This window comes from Alteriqipengyuania halimionae (genome assembly GCF_009827575.1).
Taxonomy (GTDB): domain Bacteria; phylum Pseudomonadota; class Alphaproteobacteria; order Sphingomonadales; family Sphingomonadaceae; genus Alteriqipengyuania_A; species Alteriqipengyuania_A halimionae.
Map to the genome: position 1 here is coordinate 2,529,431 of NZ_WTYR01000001.1, position 17,351 is coordinate 2,546,781.

General features: G+C 64.3%; 18 protein-coding genes and 1 tRNA gene. 5 read left to right on the forward strand and 14 right to left on the reverse strand.

Annotated features, from left to right (window positions below; translation table 11 throughout):
* Positions 1 to 10: 10 nt before the first annotated feature.
* A complete protein-coding gene (gene sucC / locus GRI68_RS12185; RefSeq protein WP_160617516.1) occupies positions 11 to 1,210 on the reverse strand; it encodes an ADP-forming succinate--CoA ligase subunit beta in 1,200 nt (399 codons plus the stop codon).
* Between the two features lie 104 nt (positions 1,211 to 1,314).
* On the opposite strand from sucC, the gene GRI68_RS12190 reads away from it, so the two are divergent.
* Positions 1,315 to 2,115 (forward strand): 3'(2'),5'-bisphosphate nucleotidase CysQ, encoded by an 801-nt coding sequence (locus GRI68_RS12190; protein ID WP_160617518.1) that lies wholly within the window; start codon positions 1,315 to 1,317, stop codon positions 2,113 to 2,115.
* A gap of 3 nt (positions 2,116 to 2,118) precedes the next feature.
* Here GRI68_RS12190 and GRI68_RS12195 read toward each other — a convergent pair whose 3' ends face one another.
* Positions 2,119 to 2,802 (reverse strand): OmpA family protein, encoded by a 684-nt coding sequence (locus GRI68_RS12195; protein ID WP_160617520.1) that lies wholly within the window; start codon positions 2,800 to 2,802, stop codon positions 2,119 to 2,121.
* Between the two features lie 139 nt (positions 2,803 to 2,941).
* Here GRI68_RS12195 and GRI68_RS12200 point away from each other — a divergent pair, with 139 nt between their 5' ends.
* Positions 2,942 to 4,264: a hemolysin family protein gene (locus GRI68_RS12200; RefSeq protein WP_160617522.1), complete on the forward strand. Its 1,323-nt coding sequence runs from the start codon at positions 2,942 to 2,944 to the stop codon at positions 4,262 to 4,264.
* A 251-nt stretch (positions 4,265 to 4,515) separates the two neighbouring features.
* Here the strand turns inward: GRI68_RS12200 and GRI68_RS12205 are convergent, their stop codons facing one another.
* Genes GRI68_RS12205 through GRI68_RS12255 form a run of 11 tightly spaced genes read right to left on the reverse strand, consistent with a single transcriptional unit; the run spans position 4,516 to position 14,810 of the window.
* Positions 4,516 to 4,923 carry a DUF3035 domain-containing protein gene (locus GRI68_RS12205; RefSeq protein WP_160617524.1) on the reverse strand — a complete coding sequence of 136 codons (408 nt, stop codon included), beginning with the start codon at positions 4,921 to 4,923 and terminating at the stop codon, positions 4,516 to 4,518.
* On the reverse strand, positions 4,920 to 5,489 hold the full coding sequence (gene lspA / locus GRI68_RS12210; protein WP_160617526.1) for a signal peptidase II: 570 nt from the start codon (positions 5,487 to 5,489) through the stop codon (positions 4,920 to 4,922). Before lspA ends, GRI68_RS12205 begins: the two co-directional genes overlap by 4 nt.
* Positions 5,486 to 8,605 carry an isoleucine--tRNA ligase gene (locus tag GRI68_RS12215; RefSeq protein ID WP_160617528.1) on the reverse strand — a complete coding sequence of 1,040 codons (3,120 nt, stop codon included), beginning with the start codon at positions 8,603 to 8,605 and terminating at the stop codon, positions 5,486 to 5,488. The genes lspA and GRI68_RS12215 overlap by 4 nt, the downstream gene beginning before the upstream one ends.
* A gap of 40 nt (positions 8,606 to 8,645) precedes the next feature.
* A complete protein-coding gene (locus tag GRI68_RS12220; protein WP_160617530.1) occupies positions 8,646 to 9,704 on the reverse strand; it encodes a glycerophosphodiester phosphodiesterase family protein in 1,059 nt (352 codons plus the stop codon).
* A 22-nt stretch (positions 9,705 to 9,726) separates the two neighbouring features.
* Positions 9,727 to 10,647 (reverse strand): bifunctional riboflavin kinase/FAD synthetase, encoded by a 921-nt coding sequence (locus GRI68_RS12225; RefSeq protein WP_160617532.1) that lies wholly within the window; start codon positions 10,645 to 10,647, stop codon positions 9,727 to 9,729.
* The gene (locus GRI68_RS12230; RefSeq protein ID WP_160617979.1) at positions 10,644 to 11,849 is read right to left on the reverse strand and encodes a dipeptidase; all 1,206 of its coding nucleotides are present in this window, start codon (positions 11,847 to 11,849) and stop codon (positions 10,644 to 10,646) included. The genes GRI68_RS12225 and GRI68_RS12230 overlap by 4 nt, the downstream gene beginning before the upstream one ends.
* Before the next feature lie 5 nt (positions 11,850 to 11,854).
* The gene (locus GRI68_RS12235) at positions 11,855 to 12,367 is read right to left on the reverse strand and encodes a dihydrofolate reductase (protein WP_325063808.1); all 513 of its coding nucleotides are present in this window, start codon (positions 12,365 to 12,367) and stop codon (positions 11,855 to 11,857) included.
* Positions 12,351 to 13,412: a 5-(carboxyamino)imidazole ribonucleotide synthase gene (locus tag GRI68_RS12240; RefSeq protein WP_160617980.1), complete on the reverse strand. Its 1,062-nt coding sequence runs from the start codon at positions 13,410 to 13,412 to the stop codon at positions 12,351 to 12,353. Before GRI68_RS12240 ends, GRI68_RS12235 begins: the two co-directional genes overlap by 17 nt.
* Positions 13,413 to 13,435: 23 nt before the next feature.
* Positions 13,436 to 13,921: a 5-(carboxyamino)imidazole ribonucleotide mutase gene (gene purE / locus GRI68_RS12245; protein WP_160617536.1), complete on the reverse strand. Its 486-nt coding sequence runs from the start codon at positions 13,919 to 13,921 to the stop codon at positions 13,436 to 13,438.
* 1 nt (position 13,922) lies between these two features.
* Positions 13,923 to 14,609: a 2,3-diphosphoglycerate-dependent phosphoglycerate mutase gene (gpmA, locus tag GRI68_RS12250; RefSeq protein ID WP_160617538.1), complete on the reverse strand. Its 687-nt coding sequence runs from the start codon at positions 14,607 to 14,609 to the stop codon at positions 13,923 to 13,925.
* A 36-nt stretch (positions 14,610 to 14,645) separates the two neighbouring features.
* On the reverse strand, positions 14,646 to 14,810 hold the full coding sequence (locus GRI68_RS12255; RefSeq protein ID WP_160617540.1) for a hypothetical protein: 165 nt from the start codon (positions 14,808 to 14,810) through the stop codon (positions 14,646 to 14,648).
* Positions 14,811 to 14,942: 132 nt separating this feature from the next.
* Between GRI68_RS12255 and GRI68_RS12260 the strand changes: the two genes are divergently transcribed.
* Positions 14,943 to 15,017: transfer RNA gene (locus tag GRI68_RS12260), tRNA-Thr, on the forward strand.
* A gap of 15 nt (positions 15,018 to 15,032) precedes the next feature.
* Here GRI68_RS12260 and GRI68_RS12265 read toward each other — a convergent pair.
* Positions 15,033 to 15,332 (reverse strand): GNAT family N-acetyltransferase, encoded by a 300-nt coding sequence (locus tag GRI68_RS12265; RefSeq protein WP_160617541.1) that lies wholly within the window; start codon positions 15,330 to 15,332, stop codon positions 15,033 to 15,035.
* Positions 15,333 to 15,380: 48 nt separating this feature from the next.
* Here GRI68_RS12265 and GRI68_RS12270 point away from each other — a divergent pair, with 48 nt between their 5' ends.
* Both GRI68_RS12270 and GRI68_RS12275 read left to right on the forward strand, forming a co-directional pair.
* Positions 15,381 to 16,406, forward strand: coding sequence for a threonine aldolase family protein (locus GRI68_RS12270; RefSeq protein ID WP_160617542.1), 1,026 nt, complete (start codon positions 15,381 to 15,383; stop codon positions 16,404 to 16,406).
* Positions 16,403 to 17,341, forward strand: coding sequence for a DMT family transporter (locus GRI68_RS12275; RefSeq protein WP_160617543.1), 939 nt, complete (start codon positions 16,403 to 16,405; stop codon positions 17,339 to 17,341). The genes GRI68_RS12270 and GRI68_RS12275 overlap by 4 nt, the downstream gene beginning before the upstream one ends.
* The last annotated feature ends 10 nt before the right edge of the window (positions 17,342 to 17,351 follow it).

Here is a 17,351-nt window from a genome sequence, read left to right on the forward strand (position 1 = left end):
GAACTGCCGCTCAGGCCGCTTTCTTCACTTCGGCGACGATCTTCTTCGCCGCGTCGCCCAGATCGTCGGCGCTGACGATCGGGAGGCCCGAATTTTCGAGGATTTCCTTGCCCGCCTGCACATTGGTGCCCTCGAGGCGCACGACCAGAGGAACCGAGAGGTTCACGTCCTTGGCTGCCTGGACGATGCCGTTGGCGATGACGTCGCACTTCATGATGCCGCCGAAGATGTTGACGAGGATGCCCTCGACCGCCGGGTCCTTGAGGATGATCTTGAACGCCGCGGTCACCTTCTCGGTGGTGGCGCCGCCGCCCACGTCGAGGAAGTTGGCCGGGAAGGCGCCGTTCAGCTTGATGATGTCCATCGTCGCCATGGCGAGGCCCGCGCCGTTGACCATGCAGCCGATATTGCCGTCGAGCTTGATGTAGGCGAGATCGTATTCGCTCGCTTCGACTTCGGCCGGATCTTCCTCGGTCTCGTCGCGCATCTCTTCGACGTTCTTGTGGCGATAGAGAGCATTGCCGTCGAAGCTCATCTTGGTGTCCAGCACCAGGAGGTTGCTTTCCTTGTCTTCGACCAGCGGGTTGATCTCGAGCATTTCCATGTCGAGCTGCAGGAAGGCCTCGTAAAGCTGCTTGGCGAGCTTCTGGGCCTGCTTGTTGGTGTCGCCCGTCAGCTTCAGGGCGAAGGCCACCGCGCGGCCGTGGTGCGGCATGAAGCCCTGCGCCGGGTCGATCGTGATCGTGGTGATCTTTTCAGGCGTGTTGTGGGCGACGTCCTCGATATCCATGCCGCCTTCGGTCGAGGCGATCATGGCGACCTTGCCGCTCGCGCGGTCGACCAGCAGCGAGAGATAGTATTCGTGGGCGATATCGACGCCGTCGGTCACGTAGAGGCGGTTGACCTGCTTGCCTTCGTCGCCGGTCTGCACGGTCACCAGCGTGTTGCCGAGCATTTCGCGCGCCGCTTCCTCGACTTCGTCGATCGACTGGGCGAGGCGAACGCCGCCCTTGGCGTTGGCGTCGAGTTCCTTGAACTTGCCCTTGCCGCGTCCGCCGGCGTGGATCTGGGCCTTCACGACATAGAGCGGGCCGGGAAGCTGCTTGGCGGCCTCGACCGCTTCTTCGACGGTGAGCGCGGCATGCCCCTTGGGCACGGCGATTCCGTGTTCGGCGAGCAGTTCCTTGGCCTGGTATTCGTGAATGTTCATGAGGAGGGTCTCTCTCTTGAAAGAGTCGGGAAAGGGTTTGCGCCGCGCCTTCGCATATGCGGCGCGGCTTGAAAAGTGCGCGGTTACGCCGCAGCGGTGTTGCGATGCTCACGACAGCCGACCTGACACCGATTCTGCGCGAAGCAGGTGCCCTCGCCATGGCGCAATGGCCGGGGGTCGGCCAGACGGTCGAATCCTGGGAAAAGGGTCCCGGCGACCGGGTGAGCGAAGCCGATCTGGCGGTCGATGCCTTCCTCAAGCAGCGCCTCGGCGCACTCGCGCCCGATGCCGGGTGGCTGTCCGAGGAAACGGTCGACGACACGGCGCGGGCCGAGAGGCGGCGGTGCTGGGTGGTCGATCCGATCGATGGAACGCGCGATTTTCTCCGCGGCCGCGCGGGCTGGTGCGTTTCGGTCGCGCTGGTCGAGGATGGCGAGCCGGTCCTGGCCGGACTCGAGGCTCCGGCGCGCGATGAGGTCTGGATTGCAGCGAAGGGCGAGGGCGCCTTCCGCAATGGCGAGCGCCTACGCTGTTCGGATTGCGCCGAGCTGGTGGGCGCGCGCGTGCCGATCCACGATCTGCCCAAGAGCGAGCGCGATCTCACCAAGGTGTTCCAGCCCAATTCGATTGCGCTGCGCCTCGCCATGGTGGCGGCGGGCGAAGCCGACATGGTGCTGACGATGCGCTGGGGAGCGGAGTGGGATCTTGCCGCTGCCGTGCTGCTGGCGCGCGAGGCGGGGGCTATCTCGACCGCCGCGACCGGCGAGCCCTATCGCTTCAACAAGCCGGACCCGCGCATTTTCGGAACACTTACGACAACGCCGGCCCTGCACGGACCGGCGCTGGAGCGTTGGGGCGGTAGGGCGCGCGATATCGCCGAGGACACCGCGCACCCGTCCCAGTGAGGCTTACTGCTGCGACTGCGCTTCGGAGACGTCGTCTTCGGTGATCGGGATGATCTTGATTTCGACGCGGCGATTGCGCTGCCGGCCCGCTTCGGTGCCATTGTCGGCGACTGGCTGCGTTTCGCCGAAGCCCTGCGTCATGATGCGGCGGCTGTCGACACCGCGCGCGATCAGGTAGTCGGCGACAGCTTTGGCGCGACGTTCAGAGAGGGCCTGGTTGAACGAATCCGAACCGGTCGAATCGGTATGTCCGTAGACGTCGATAAGGCTGTTGGGATATTCGATCATGCTCTGCGCAACATTGTCGAGCGTGTTGCGGAAGCTCGGCTTCAGGGTCGAACTGCCGACATCGAAGGTGACGCCGTCGGGCAGATTGACGAGGATCGATTCGCCGTCGCTGGTAACGTCGACGCCCGATCCGGCAGTCTGCTCTTTCAGTTCCTTGATCTGCTGGTCCATCTTGTAGCCGACCACACCGCCGGCAACGCCGCCGATGCCCGCGCCAACGATACGCGCGGTCTTGCCGCCGATCAGGCCGCCGAGAAGATACCCGGCGAGCGCGCCGCCGGCACCGAGGCCCGCGGTACGCGACCAGGTCTTTTCACCCGTATTGGGATCGGTGACACAGCCCACAGTGACGAGCGAAAGGCCGCAGGCGGCCGCGATTGCGAATTTGGGTGATTTCATGTTTTTATCCTTTTCCCGTGGGCGCGCCCGATACTTGCGGGGCGGACCCGTCAAATAAGGGTCGGTTGTGGAAACGCTCGCGCCGCATGGGCGTTCCAATCCTTTCCACCTCCACCAACTTTCTGCTAGCGATATCCGCGTGACACCCTTTCCCTGGGCAGATTTGGCAATCATCGTGGCGCTCGTCGTCCTCAATGGCCTGTTCGCGGCAAGCGAACTGGCGATCGTTTCCGCGCGGCGGGCGCGGCTGAAAGTGGCGATCGACGAGGGCCGGGCCGGCGCGAAGCAGGCGCTTCAGCTGGCCGAATCGCCGGGCAAGTTCCTTTCGACCGTCCAGATCGGCATCAGCCTGGTCGCGATCATCGCCGGTGCCTATTCGGGTTCGAGCCTTGGCGGGCCGGTCGGCGAAAGGCTCGCCGCGCTGGGCGTCCCGCTCGAATATGCCGACAATGCCGGATTCGCGCTGGTGATCCTGCTGGTGACCTATGCCAGCCTGGTGGTCGGCGAGTTGGTGCCCAAGCAGCTGGCGCTGCGCGCACCCGAAAAACTCGCGATGCTCGCCGCGCCGCCGATGTCGTTCCTCGCCCGGCTCGCCGCGCCGCTCGTCTGGTTGCTGGAGCGATCCTCGGGCCTGCTGCTGCGACTGTTCGGCGCCAAGCGCTCGGACGAGAACCAGCTGACCGATGAAGAGCTGCACATGATCTTCGCCGAGGCCACGCGCAGCGGCGTGCTCGAAGAGGAAGAGCGCGCGATCATGACCGGGATCATGCGGCTCGCGGATCGCCCAGTCCGCGAAGTGATGACCCCGCGCACCGAGATCGACTGGATCGATGCCGATGCCTCGCTGGAGGATATCAAGGCCGCGATCGCCGATTCGCCGCATTCGCTGATGCCCGTCGCCAAGGGTTCGCCCGACGATGTGATCGGCGTGGTCAAGACGCGCGAAGTCCTCGCCCAGATCGTCGACGGCCGGGTGCCGCAACTCGCCTCGCTGATGGCGCGGGCCGAGGTCGTGCCCGACCAGCTCGATTCGATCGACGCGTTGCGGATGCTCCAGCAATCGGACGTCGCGATGGCGATGGTGCACGACGAATACGGCCACCTCGACGGGATCGTGACCCCGGCGGACCTGCTGCAGGCGCTGGTCGGTGAATTTGCCAGCGACCGCGATCTGGGCGACGGTCCGCAAGTGGTCGAGCGCGAGGACGGTTCGCTGCTCGTCTCGGGCGCGATGCCCGCCGATGCGCTGGCCGAGCGTCTGGGCATGACCCTGCCAGACGAACGCGAATACGCAACCGCCGCTGGCTATGTCCTCGCGATGATGAAGCAGATCCCGCAAGCCGGCGAGTTCTTCGAGGACGAGGGCTGGCGGATCGAGGTCGTCGATATGGATGGCAGGAAGATCGACAAGCTGCTGGTCACGCGGGTCGAACCCGAGCCGGAGAGCGCTGTCGAGGAGTAGGGCGCGTCGGGTGTGTTGAGTTTTGTGGTTACGCCCATGCGGCGCTTGCGCTTGTCGCCTGAGTCTTTGTTTTAGTCCCTCAGACGCCGGGCGGCGGACATCCGTCCGCCTTGGCTTCGCCGCATAAGCGGCGGCGTGCGGTCGCACGCGTGCACGCTACCGCGTGCAAGTTTAGGACGGATATCGCGATGGAGCGCCCAGCGGATACGACCAAGGCGGTCGCCTGAGCGCGACTAGCGCGAAGCGAAACCTCAGGAAGGAATAACCGCCCGGGCCACGACGCCTTCGCTCTCGGGCGCGGCGACGATGTCGCGGGTGATGGCACCCTTGTCGACGGTGTTGGTCTGCGGATCGCCGACTTGCGAGCGGATGCCCGCTTCGGCGGCACCGGCGCGATCGAGCGCGCTGGTTTCGACGCCGCTGCGCTGGGCGGGGCCACCGAACAGGGCCTCGAGCGCCTGCTGTGCGGCGCTGCCATCGGCGGGGCGCGGGGCGCCTTCGGCCGGGGGCACGAGGTTGAAATCGGGCGGGATCACCAGCGGCGCCTGGCGCTGCACGGCGAATTCATCGGGCCGTTCGCGGTTGAACACGCCGGTCGATCCGCACGCGGCAAGCATGGCTGCGAGGCCGGCGACAGTGGCGATTTTGGCGAGATTCATGCAGTCTTCTCCGGGGCGCTTTCGCCCGTATCGTCCTTCGCATCGAGCAGCGAAGGGTCTTTCATGGGGTCCTTGTCGCTGAAGAAGAAGCTTCGCGCAAGGATGATGATGACGCCGAAAGTGATCGCGACATCGGCGAGATTGAAGATCAGGAAAGGCCGGAAACTGCCAATATGGAGGTCGGCATAATCGACCACATAGCCGTAATTCACCCGGTCGCGGATATTGCCGAGCGCCCCGCCCAGGATCAGCGAGAGCGCGGCGATATCCCAGCCGTTCTTCTCGCGCAGCATCCACACGAACACGATCACGGCAATCAGCCCGGTGACCCCGATCAGCATCATCTGCTGTTCCATGCTGTCGGCGCGGAACAGGCCCAGCGAGACGCCGTAATTCTCGGCCCAGGTCAGGTCGAAAAACGGGAGAACCTCGATCTGCCGCTTCTCGCGCAGCGCCAGCGGGCCGATCATCGACCATTTCACCAGCTGGTCGAGCACGAAGATGACGATCGCGAGCCCGAGACCCATCCAGCGCCGTTTCCACACCGCTTGGGACAGCACGCTCATGCCGGGTCATCCAGCTTGGCGACGACGCTTTCGCAGCGATCGCACAGATCGCCGTCCTCGGCCACTTCGGGCAGGAGCCGCCAGCAGCGGCCGCATTTGTGGTCGTCGGTCCGGGTCACCTTGATCTCCTGCCCGCGTTTCACTGACGCGGTGATGAACAATTCGGCGAGGTCCTCGTCCGAGAACCCTGCGGGCACCGCATCGGCGGGCACCACGACATCGGCTTCGAGGCTGGACCGGATCGTCTTTTCGCGCCGCAGCGGTTCGATCGCTTCGTTCACGTCCTCGCGCAGCTCGCGCAATGCGTCCCACCCCTTGGCGAGATCGTCATCGTGCCATTCGTCGGGCATCGCCTGCCATTCCTGCAGATGGATGCTCGCGGCCTCGGGATAGCGCGTGCCCCACACTTCCTCGGCGGTGAAGACGAGCACCGGCGCGGCATAGCGCACCAGCGCCTGGAACAGGTGATCGAGCGTGGTGCGATAGGCGCGGCGCGCGGTCCCTTCGGGATCGTCGCAATAGAGCCGGTCCTTGCGGATATCGAAGAAGAAGGCCGACAGGTCCTCGTTCGCGAATTCGACCAGCGCGCGGGTATAGGCGTTGAAATCGAAGGCATCGACCGCGCGGCGCAGCCTGGCATCGAGCCCGGCCAGCAGGTGCAGCACGTAGCGTTCGAGCTCGGGCATCTGCGCCGGATCGACCGCTTCGCGTTCCGCATCGTAGCCATTGAGCGCGCCGAGGAGATAGCGGAACGTGTTGCGCAGGCGGCGATACTGGTCGCCCACGCCCTTGAGGATTTCGTCGCCGATTCGGTGGTCCTCGGTGTAATCGACCGACAGCGCCCACAGGCGGATAATGTCCGCGCCGTATTGCTCCATCACCTTCAGCGGATCGACGGTGTTGCCGAGCGACTTGGACATTTTCATGCCCTTGTTGTCCATCGTGAAGCCGTGGGTCAGCACCGCCTCGTAGGGCGCGCGGCCGCGGGTGCCGCAGCTTTCGAGCAAGGAGGACTGGAACCAGCCGCGATGCTGGTCGGACCCTTCGAGATAGAGATCGGCGGGGCTGCGCAGCTCGGGCCATTCGTCCGATTCGAGCACGAAGGCATGGGTGCAGCCACTGTCGAACCACACATCGAGGATGTCGCCGACCATTTCGTAATCGTCGGGGTTGCGATCCGGGCCGAGGAATTCGGCCGCGCGGCCTTCTTCCCAGGCATCGATCCCGTCGGTGCGGATGGCCGACTGGATGCGCGCATTGACCTCTGCATCGACCAGCAATTCGCCAGTTTCGCGATGGACGAACAGCGCGATCGGCACGCCCCAGGCGCGCTGGCGGCTGATCAGCCAGTCGGGCCGGTCAGCCACCATCGATCCGATGCGGCGGCGGCCCTTTTCGGGCACGAAGCGCACGCGCCCGATCTCGGACATGGCGATCGAGCGCAGCGTGTTCTCCCCCTCTCCTTCAGGTGAGGGGGTCGGGGGGTGGGGGCTGGCAGGCGATGCTTCGCCCGGCTCCCCCACTCCCTCCGCGACTTCGTCGCTCCTCCCTCTCCCCTGAAGGAGAGAGGGCGTAAGATCACCATCCATCCCGATGAACCACTGCGGGGTGCAGCGGTAGATGACCTTGGCCTTGGAGCGCCACGAATGCGGGTAGGAATGCTGGTAATCCGCGCTTGCGGAAAGCAGCGCGCCGGCCTCGCGCAGGTCCGAACAGATCGGGCCTTCGGGCGAATTGAACGGCTTGTTGATCACGCTGCGGCGACGTTCGTTGCCGTCTTCGCCCAGATCGTCGGCGCCGAGCCACAACCAGTCGTCGCGATAACGTCCGTCGCCCATGACGGCGAAGACCGGATCGATGCCGTTCGCCTTGCACAGGTCGAAATCGTCCTCGCCATGATCGGGCGCCATATGGACGATGCCAGTGCCGCTATCGGTGGTGACGAAATCGCCCGCAAGCATGGGGCGCGGCTTGGCGTAGAACCCGCCGAGATGGTGCATCGGGTGGCGGACGATGGTGCCGGCTAGGTCTTTGCCTTTGATCGAATGAAGCATACGCTCGAATGGTGCCGAACGTTGTTCACCAAGCCATTCGCCCGTAATCTCAAATACAGCATTCTTGGCACCGAGGTCACTTACATCGACGTTGGCAGCCAATGCATTCAATCTAGCCATGAAACTTGGCACGAGATCTTTTGCGATCAAAACCCGCCTGCCGTCAAAAGCAAGACCTGCTTCGTGCAATCGCTTCTCTGCTTCGTTCACATCGCCGGCGATCTCGCCACCAGACTTCCCGTCCGTTAACCCACTCAGGTCGACTACGAGCGAGAAAATCGCGTATTCAATCTCCGTCCCATAGGCGAGAGCCTGATTGACCGGGATCGTCCAAGGTGTCGTCGTCCAAATCACCGCATGCGCGCCAACCAGTTCTTCGATCGGCGATTCCACGATCTCGAACGCGACGTCGATCTGCGGGCTGTCGGTCAAATCCTGGTATTCGACCTCGGCATCGGCCAGCGCGGTTTCCTCGACCGGGGACCACATCACCGGCTTGGCACCGCGATAGAGCTGGTTCGTCTCGGCGAATTTGTGGAGCTCGCGCACGATGTCGGCCTCGGCTTCGGGCCGCATGGTGAGGTAGGGCTTGTCCCACCGTCCGCCGATGCCCAGCCGCTGCAGCTGCTCGCGCTGTACGTCGACCCAGTGCTGCGCGTATTCGCGGCATTCCTGCCGGAACTCGGCCGCGGGGACTTCCTTCTTGTCCTTCTTCTTCTTGCGGTACTTTTCCTCGACCTTCCATTCGATCGGCAGGCCGTGACAATCCCAACCGGGCACATAGGGCGCGTCCTTGCCCAGCAGCGACTGGGTGCGCACCACCGTGTCCTTGAGCACATGGTTCAGCGCATGGCCGATATGCATGTCGCCATTGGCATAAGGCGGGCCGTCATGGAGGATGAACTTCTCGCGGCCCGCGCGGGCTTCGCGCAAGCGTTCGTAAATCCCGATCTCTTCCCAACGCGCCAGAATGCCCGGCTCCTTCTGCGGAAGGCCGGCTTTCATCGGGAAATCGGTCTTCGGCAGGAAAACCGTATCTTTGTAATCGCGCTTTTCGGACATGCCTGCGCCGTTAGAACAAAGCGGCGCGCGGATAAAGCAATCAGTCGCGCGCTTTTCGTCGGCGATCGAGCACCTCTGTCATCCGGTCGCGTTCTTCATTGCCCCAGCGATTGAGGCTGGGCCGCAGCGCCGGACCGAGGATGTAGAGATCGTCGACCAGGATGTAGCCGTTGAAGCTGTTCGGAATGTCGTGAAACTGTTCGGGCAGGTCGAGCCCGTAGGTCACGTGTTCGCCATCGTAAGGTCCCACCACCACGATCTTCGCGCCGACCTCTTCCATCCGCGAGATGGTGCGGTTGGGCCAGCCGGCGAACATCCACTGGCGGTTGATCGGCACCAGCAGCGTGCCGTTCTCGCACGCCTCGGGCACCAGGGTGAGCCAGCCGGTTTTCATGTATTCGGAGGTGCAAGCGCGTGCTCGGTCGAGATCGAGCACCCAAGCGTCTGGAAACAGCTCGATCAAGCGCTTGATTGACATGCCTTCGCCGACGAATGCGTGCTCGTTCTCGCGCACGGCGCGCGGCGCGGCCTTCAGTTTTTCCGCCAGCAGATCGGCGTCGGCAGGGTCGTCGCTCAGGAGGTGAAACAGGTATTGCGGCTGCCGCGCCTGGTCCAAAGTCTCATCGAGCGTCGGCAGTTTCCCGACGCCTTTTCCGCGCAATGGATGCGCGCCGTCTTCGGTGACGTAACCCCATGCGATATCGAGCTTTTTCAGGTCCTCGACGCTCGTTTCGCTGACCTTGCCGTCCTTGCCGGTGCGGCATTTCAGGTCATCGTCATGGAACAGCACGAGATCGCCATCGCCGGTCGGCAAGACGTTGATTTCGACGAGATTCGCCCCCGTATAGCTCGCCTTCTGCGCGGATTTCGGGGTGTCTTCGAAGAAGTCGTGATACGGCTCCTCGATCCGCGCGGCGAGGCACTCTTCATCCCCGGTCGCGCCATGCTGCAACAGCGGTTGGCCGAGCGCGCGATGGGCGATCAGCTTGGGCATGCCGCGCGGCGTCGGCGCGATCCAGCTCGCATGCACGAACGTCGCCACGAGAAAGATCGCCGCGAGCACGAACAGGATTCGTTTTGGCCACACGCCTAGTTTCATGTCATCCCCCTCAAAGCCTTGATCAGCCGAGCAATTCCCGCGCGCGGTCGCAGTCCCGCTCCATCTGGTCGGTCAGCGCATCGAGCGAATCGAAAGTCGCTTCGGGCCGCAGGAAATGGTGCAGCGCGACTTCGATCTCCTGCCCGTAGAGATCGCCCGAGAAATCGAAGAAATAGGGCTCGAGCAGCTCTTCCTCGGCCCCGAATTGCGGGCGCATACCGATATTGGCGGCGCCTTTGAGGATGCGTCCATCGGGCAGACGTCCGGTCACCGCGTAGATCCCGAAGCGGGGGCGCAGATAATGCCCCAGCGCTAGATTGGCGGTGGGATAGCCGAGCTCGCGGCCACGCTTTTCGCCATGGATCACCTCGCCGCGAATCGCGAAGGGCCGGGTCAGCAGCCGCGTCGCGGTGGCGCAATCGCCTGCTTTGAGGGCCTCGCGAATGCGGCTCGAGGAGACGACCTCGTCGCCCTCGGACACCGGCCCGATCTGTCGTGTTTCCATGCCCCGTTCGGCACCCAGTTCGCGCAAGACCTCGACATTGCCGCTGCGTCCCTTGCCGAAGGAGAAGTCTTCGCCGGTCACCACGCCTGCCGCGCCGAGCCGTTTGGCCAGCAGGTCGACGAAGCCTTCGGCGCTGGTCTGCGCGAGTTCGTCACCGAAATCGAACACCAGCATCGCATCGGCCCCGGCATCGGCGAACAATTCCTGCCGCTGGTCGAGCGTGGTGAGCCGAAACGGCGGCGCACCGGGCCTGAAATGGCGCACCGGATGCGGATCGAACGTCGCGACGATCGCGGGGCGTCCCTCGCCATTCGCCCAGGCGATCGCTTCTCCGGCGACGCGGCGGTGGCCGATGTGAAACCCGTCGAAATTGCCGAGCGCAATCACCGCGCCGCGCAAATGCTCGGGGATCGAATCGCGATGGTGGAGGCGGATCATGCGGCAGGCTCTTCGCGGCTAGGCGCGGGCGATTCGGAGAGCGGCGCCAGCCCGGCGGTCAAAACCCGGATCGCATTGCCACCCATCACCGCGCGGATTTCGTCCTCGCTGAAGCCTTCGTCGAGCAGCGCCTGCGTCACCTGCACCAGTTGCGATGTATCGAACCGCACCGTGGTCGCACCATCGTAATCGCTGCCGAGCGCGACATGTTCGATGCCGACGAGGTCGCGAATATGCTTCATCGCCTTAGCCACCGCGCGCGGCGAGGTGTCGCACACCGCGCCTTCCCAATAGCCGACGCCAACGATCCCGCCCGTTTTCGCCACGCCGCGGATTTCCTCATCCGAGAGGTTGCGATTGACCGGGCAGGTTGCCTGAACGCCGCCATGGCTCGAAACCACCGGGCGCCGCGCCATGGCGATGATGTCGGCCACGCACGCATGGCTGCAATGCGCGATATCGACCACCATGCCGAGATCCTCCATCCGCCCGATGACCTGCTTGCCCATTGGCGTGAGGCCCCCGCGCTCCAGCCCGTGCATCGAACCGGCAAGTGCGTTGTCAAAGAAATGCACGAGGCCCGCCATGCGGAAGCCTGCGGCGTAGAGCTGGTCGAGATTGGCCGGATCGCCTTCGAGATTGTGCAATCCCTCGATGCTCAGCAGGGCGCCTAGGCCGTTGCCCTTGATCCTTCTTCTGCCCAGTAGCCCGTCGATGTCGCTGCGGCTTTCGATCGGGACGATGCCGTTGCCCGATCGGGCGATCGCGGCGTCGAGCTTCTTCGCGTGATAGAGCGAGCGTTCGAGCAGCGAGAACCACGTGCGCACCGGCTGCATCTGCCCGATCACGAGCGGCGTGATGTTGTCGGTATCCGAATCGTTGCCGTCGTAATTCTGGCCGCGCGGGGTCTTGGTGACGCTGGAAAACACCTGCAGCGCGACATTGCCTTCCTCCAGTCGAGGAAGGTCCATGTGGCCGCGACCGGAGCGCTCCGAGAGATCGCGATCCCACATCAGCGTATCGGAATGCAGATCGACGATGGTGAGCGAAGCGTGAAGATCGCGGGCCTCGTCGGAAACCTCGATCAGCGCCTTGCCGTCGATCGTGTTCATCGATTCGTCCGCCCAGCGGGGCGCAAATGCGAAAAAGACGATCAGCGCTATGGCGACCAGCGCGACGAGCCCGAGGGTGACTTTCTTCAGCATCGTCAATCCGCCTTTCGGGTCAGCGTAACGAATGAAAAGGCGGGACGGTCGTCCCCACCATCACGACGTTCGCGGAAGGTCTCGCTCCAGTCGTCGCCGATCGCCGGAAAATGGGTGTCGCCCTCGATCTGTGCGTGGACTTCGGTCAATTCGAGCCGCGTCGCGCGGGGGAGGGCGGCAGTGTAAATCTGCCCGCCGCCGATGACCGCGATCTCGGGCGCGTCGGCGAGAGCGAAGGCATCGTCGAGGCTAGCGGCGATCTCCGCTCCGGCGGCCTGATACGTCGCGTCGCGAGTGAGCACGATATGGCGCCGGCCGGGCAGCAGGCCTGGCAGCGATTCGAAAGTGCGGCGCCCCATCACCATGGGTTTGCCCATCGTCAGCGCCTTGAAGCGCTTGAGATCGGCCGGGATGTGCCACGGCAGCCCGCCATCGAGGCCGATCGTGCCATTCTCGGCAACCGCAGCAACGAGGACGATATCGGGGGAGGATGCGGCGCTAGTGGCGTTCGACACGCGTGACATGTCCCATCTTGCGCCCTTCGCGCACTTCGCCCTTGCCGTAGAGATGCAGTGCGGCGTGCGGATCGGCGAGGATGTCTTCCCAGCCATTGGCCGCTTCGCCGATCAGATTGTCCATCACCACCCGGCTTCCGGTCAGCGAGGTGTCGCCCAGCGGCAGGCCGCAGATCGCGCGGATATGGTTTTCGAACTGGCTGGTGACGGCCCCTTCGATGCTCCAATGGCCCGAATTGTGGACCCGCGGGGCCATTTCGTTGAACACGGGGCCTCCCTCGGTGGCGAAGAATTCGATCGTCAGCACGCCGACATAGTCGAGCGCTTCGGCAATCCGCGCGGTGAGCGCGCGCGCTTCCTCGACCTGGCCGGTGATCGCGAGCGAGGCGGGCAGGGTCGAACGGGCGAGGATACCGCCCTCGTGATCGTTTTCGGCGCTGTCGTAGAACACGACCGTCCCGTCGAGCGCGCGGCAGGCGATGACCGAGAATTCGGATTTGAAATCGACGAACCCTTCGAAGACGCAGCCGGTCTCGGGAAATTCGATCCCGTCGTCGGGTTCGCCGTCCGCCCCTGTGCGCCACTGGCCCTTGCCGTCATACCCTTCGCGCCGGGTCTTGAGAATGCCGGGCGTCCCGATCGATTTCATCGCCTTTTCGAGTTCCTTGCGGTCCGAAACCGCAGCGTAGGGCGCAGGGCTGCCTCCGTGATCCTCGGCGAAACGTTTTTCGGCAAGCCGGTCCTGCGCCACTTCGAGCGCGCGCAGACCCGGGCGCAGGTTCATGTCCTTGATCGCCGCCAGCGGAGCGACCGGCACATTCTCGAACTCGTAAGTCACTACCGCGCATTCGCGGGCAAAGCGTTCGAGCGCGGCGATATCGTCCCATTCTGCGGTGGTCGAATGCAGCGCCACTTCCGCGGCGATGCTGTCTTCCTCCGGGGAATAGATCTCGACCCGGTAGCCCAGCTGCGAGGCGGCGGTGGCGAGCATCTTGCCCAGCTGGCCTCCGCCGAGAATGCCGATGGTCGATCCCGGCGGAATGATGGTCGCGCTCATTCGGTTGGCCTTTATTCGGGGCGTTCGGCGACGCGCGCGGTCTGCGCGGCGCGCCAGTCCTTGAGTCGTGTGGCGAGGTCTCCATCGCCATTGGCGAGGATTGCCGCGGCGAGCAGTCCGGCATTGGTCGCGCCTGCCTCGCCGATCGCGAGCGTGCCGACCGGGATTCCGGCGGGCATCTGGACGATCGAGAGCAAGGAATCCTGGCCGTTCAACGCGCGCGATTTCACCGGCACGCCCAGCACCGGAATATGCGTCTGCGCCGCGATCATGCCCGGCAGATGCGCAGCCCCGCCGGCACCTGCGATGATGACGTGGAACCCGCTTTCTTCGGCGCCTCTTGCGAACTCGGCCATCCGTTCCGGGGTGCGGTGGGCGGACACGATGCGAATATCGGTCTCCACCTCGAGTTCGGCCAGGACATCGGCGGCCCGCTGCATGGTTTCCCAGTCGGACTGGCTGCCCATCACGATGGCGACTTTGGCGGAACCGCTCATCTCAGCGCTCCGATAGATAATAGCGTTCGGTGGCAGCGAGATTGTCGTCCAGTTCGTAGACGATCGGCTGCCCGGTGGGGATTTCCAGCCCGGTGATCTCGTCGTCCGAAATGCCCGAGAGGTGTTTCACGAGCGCGCGGAGCGAATTGCCATGGGCCGAGATGATCACGGTCTCTCCGCCGCGCAGCGTCGGTTCGATGTTCTCGGTGTAATAGGGAAGGACGCGCGCGATCGTGTCTTTCAGGCTTTCGCTCGCAGGAACCTCGACCTCCGCATAGCGCGGATCGCTCGAGAGATCGAATTCGCTGCCCGGCTCGATCGGCGGGGGCGGCGTATCGAAACTGCGCCGCCAGATATGGACCTGTTCGTCGCCATGCTTGTCGCGGGTCTGCTGCTTGTCGAGCCCGGTGAGGCCACCATAATGGCGCTCGTTGAGCCGCCAGCTCTTGCGCGTCGGGATCCACAGCCGGCCACAGCCCTCGAGCACGAGATTCAGCGTCTTGATCGCGCGCGTTTGGAAGGAAGTGAATCCGACCGTCGGCAACATGTTCTTTTCGGCGAGCAGGCGACCGGCCGCTTCGGCTTCGGCAACGCCCGTGTCGGTCAGGCCGACATCCCACCATCCGGTGAAGCGGTTGGCAAGGTTCCATTCGCTCTGTCCGTGACGAACGAGAATGAGACGGGGCAAGGGCGCTCTCCTGTGGCGTTGCGAGAGCGCCGTGGCCTAGCGATCCGAATCGGTTTTGGGAAGCGCCTGGGCGCGCTCGTGGCCCGGCGCATTCGCTTCGCTGCCGATTGCACGTGCCTGCGCCTTCCGACGCCGCAGGTTTTCCCGCAGCTTGGCGGCGAGCCGTTCTTCACGCGACATCTTATCGTCCTTGGAGCTCATGCGGTCGGTTTGGCGTGTCGGCGCGTACGATTCAAGCGCAGGTTCGCTTGACATTTGTTCGGGCGATGGCAATAGCGCGCGCCGGTCGGCGCAGACATGTTCTGTCGCGCCGTTCCGATCGCAATATGGTACGCCGCGGTAGCTCAGTGGTAGAGCGCACCCTTGGTAAGGGTGAGGCCGAGAGTTCAATTCTCTCTCGTGGCACCATTGCTTTCCCGCAGGTCAGGCGCGCAGATCGCTCCAACTCGGGTTCTTGCGAAACTTCGCTTCGACATAGCTGCATTGGGGCACGATCTTGAAGCCCTGCTCGCGCGCGTCCTCCACCAGCGCATCGACCAGTGCTGCGGCAATCCCGCGTCCGCCGATCTCCGGGGGCACGAGGGTGTGATCGGCAACCCGGACCCCTTCCTCGCGCTGCTTCCAGGTCAGGCGACCGATCTTGTCGCTGTCCGGTACGGTGGCGCGATATTCGCCGCTGTCGCCGCTGTTCTCGTGGGTGATGTCTACGCCGTCTGCACTCATGGGAATCTCCTTCTTCCCTCCCAACGGGCGCGCGGTTAGGAGCGTTCCATGCAATTCCTCTCCGACAATGCGGCGCCGGTTCATCCCAAGCTGTGGGAAGCCATGCGCGCTGCCGACGCGACCGATGCGCCCTATGATGGCGATGCGCTGTCCCAGCAGCTCGACGACAAGATGTCGGCGCTGTTCGGGCGGGAGTGCACCGCGATGTGGGTGGCGACCGGTACGGCAGCGAACTGCCTCGCGCTTGCCACGATGTGCCCTCCGCATGGCGGCGTGGTGTGTCATCGCGAGGCGCATATAGAGATGGACGAAGGCGGCGCGCCGGGATTCTACCTCCATGGCGCGAAGCTTTTGCTCGGGGGAGCCAGCGACGGGAGCGATCACGCGAAACTGACGCCGGATGCCATCGCCCGCGTGATCGATCCGATTCGCGACGATGTGCATCAGGTCCAGCCTGCCGCGATCTCGATCACCCAGGCCAGCGAATATGGCTGCAGCTATCGCCGCGACGAGATTGCCGCGATCGGCGCACTGGCGAAGGAGCGCGGTCTCAAGCTGCATATGGACGGCGCGCGATTCGGCAATGCGGCGGCGTTTCTCGGCGAAGGTGCGGCCAGCGCGGCTGGGGTGGATCATGTCGACGCGCTGAGTTTCGGCTTCATCAAGAATGGCGGAATGAGTGCCGAAGCGATCGTGTTCTTCGATCCCGAACTGGCCGATGTCGCTCGCTATCGCCGCAAGCGCGCCGGGCACCTGCAATCCAAGGGGCGCTATCTCGCCGCACAGGTGCTCGCCATGCTCGAAGGCGATCTGTGGCTCGAGAATGCCGCTGCCGCGAACGAAGCGGCGCGCGCGATCGGGGATGCCGCCAAGGCCGCGGAAGACGACAGGCTGCTCCACCCGGTCGAGGCCAACGAGGTGTTTCTGCGCTGCTCTGCCAGCGAGCGAGAGACGCTGCGCGAAAAGGGCTTCGGCTTCTACGATTGGGGCGAGGATGCCGCGCGTTTCGTGAGTGCCTGGAATACCGACCAGCAAGCTGCGCGCCAGCTCGCCGATGCGATCGCCGATCTGTGAGCGCCGAAACGCCGAGCCTGGCTCAGCCGCGGTATCTGCTGCCCTTCCTGCTCGTAACGCTGATCTGGGGCGGGACCTGGATCATCATCAAGGACCAGCTTTCGAGCGTCCCGTCCTTCTGGTCGATCTGTTATCGCTTCATGGTAGCGCTGGTTGGCATGTTCCTGCTCGCGCGCTTGCGCGGTCAGCCATGGCGTTTGCCGCGGGGCGGCTGGGTCATCGCCTTCTGGATGGGCGTGCTGCAGTTCTTCGTCAATTTCGCCTTTGTCTACAATGCCGAACGATTCGTGACGTCTGGTCTGGTCGCGGTGATATTCGCCCTGCTGATCGTGCCGAACGCGATCCTGGGGCGCATCTTTCTCGGCCAGTCGATCACGCGCAATTTCGTCATTGGCTCGCTGGTCGCCGCCAGCGGTATCGCGCTGTTGTTCCTGCACGAATACCGCGAATCGCCTGCCGGGTTGTGGGATGTGATCTTCGGCGCGTCGCTGGCCATTGGCGGTATTCTCGGCGCGTCGTTCGCCAACATCCTGCAAGCGACCGAGCGGGGGAAGGCGCTGCCCTTGCTGACATTGCTGGCGTGGTCGATGACCGTCGGGATGGTGCTCAACGCCGTCGTCGCTTTCACCTTTTTCGGGCCGCCGGTGTGGGACCCGCGCCCGGGCTACGGCCTCGGCATTCTATACCTCGGCCTGCTGGGCTCGGTGGCGACGTTTCCGCTGTATTATCCCCTGGTTCGCACCGTAGGCGCGGGCAAGGCCGCGTATTCCTCGGTGCTGGTGCCGGTGGTGGCGATGGTGCTGTCGACGCTGTTCGAAGGCTTTGCATGGACTGTGCTGGCTGCCGGCGGAGCCGCGCTGGCGATGGTCGGCATGCTGATCGCGTTGCAGGCCCGCGATCCGGGGCGGATCACCTCTCCACCCAAGGCGCCGTAGCGTTGCGCGA